1 rRNA gene is annotated in these 1326 nt (G+C 53.2%); it reads right to left on the bottom strand.

Features of this window, described 5'->3' with window-relative positions:
* Nucleotides 1-27 precede the first annotated feature (27 nt).
* Nucleotides 28-1326 (bottom strand): 23S ribosomal RNA (locus ELS82_RS24995); the annotation flags it as partial.

The raw sequence follows: 1326 nt of genomic DNA on the forward strand, positions 1-1326 counted from the left end.
GAGTCCACAAAACCCTTTGGGTGTTGTATGGTTAAGCCTCACGGGCAATTAGTACAGGTTAGCTCAACGCCTCACAACRCTTACACACCCTGCCTATCAACGTTCTAGTCTCGAACAACCCTTTAGGACCCTCAAGGGGTCAGGGAAGACTCATCTCAGGGCTCGCTTCCCGCTTAGATGCTTTCAGCGGTTATCGATTCCGAACTTAGCTACCGGGCAATGCGTCTGGCGACACAACCCGAACACCAGAGGTTCGTCCACTCCGGTCCTCTCGTACTAGGAGCAGCCCCCTTCAATCTTCCAACGCCCACGGCAGATAGGGACCGAACTGTCTCACGACGTTCTAAACCCAGCTCGCGTACCACTTTAAATGGCGAACAGCCATACCCTTGGGACCGACTTCAGCCCCAGGATGTGATGAGCCGACATCGAGGTGCCAAACACCGCCGTCGATATGAACTCTTGGGCGGTATCAGCCTGTTATCCCCGGAGTACCTTTTATCCGTTGAGCGATGGCCCTTCCATACAGAACCACCGGATCACTATGACCTGCTTTCGCACCTGCTCGAATTGTCATTCTCGCAGTCAAGCGGGCTTATGCCATTGCACTAACCACACGATGTCCAACCGTGTTTAGCCCACCTTCGTGCTCCTCCGTTACTCTTTGGGAGGAGACCGCCCCAGTCAAACTACCCACCAGGCACTGTCCACAACCCCGATAAGGGGCCYATGTTAGAACATCAACACTACAAGGGTGGTATTTCAAGGACGGCTCCAACGATACTGGCGTACCGTCTTCAAAGCCTCCCACCTATCCTACACATGTAGGGTCAATGTTCAGTGCCAAGCTGTAGTAAAGGTTCACGGGGTCTTTCCGTCTAGCCGCGGGTACACTGCATCTTCACAGCGATTTCAATTTCACTGAGTCTCGGGTGGAGACAGCGTGGCCATCATTACGCCATTCGTGCAGGTCGGAACTTACCCGACAAGGAATTTCGCTACCTTAGGACCGTTATAGTTACGGCCGCCGTTTACCGGGGCTTCGATCAAGAGCTTCGACCGAAGTCTAACCCCATCAATTAACCTTCCGGCACCGGGCAGGCGTCACACCGTATACGTCATCTTACGATTTTGCACAGTGCTGTGTTTTTAATAAACAGTTGCAGCCACCTGGTATCTGCGACTCTCGTTAGCTCCATCCGCAAGGGACTTCACCGACAAGAGCGTACCTTCTCCCGAAGTTACGGTACCATTTTGCCTAGTTCCTTCACCCGAGTTCTCTCAAGCGCCTTGGTATTCTCTACCCGACCACCTGTGTCGGTTTGG

Origin of the sequence: Vibrio ouci, assembly GCF_004551525.1 — a bacterium.
Lineage (GTDB): Bacteria > Pseudomonadota > Gammaproteobacteria > Enterobacterales > Vibrionaceae > Vibrio > Vibrio ouci.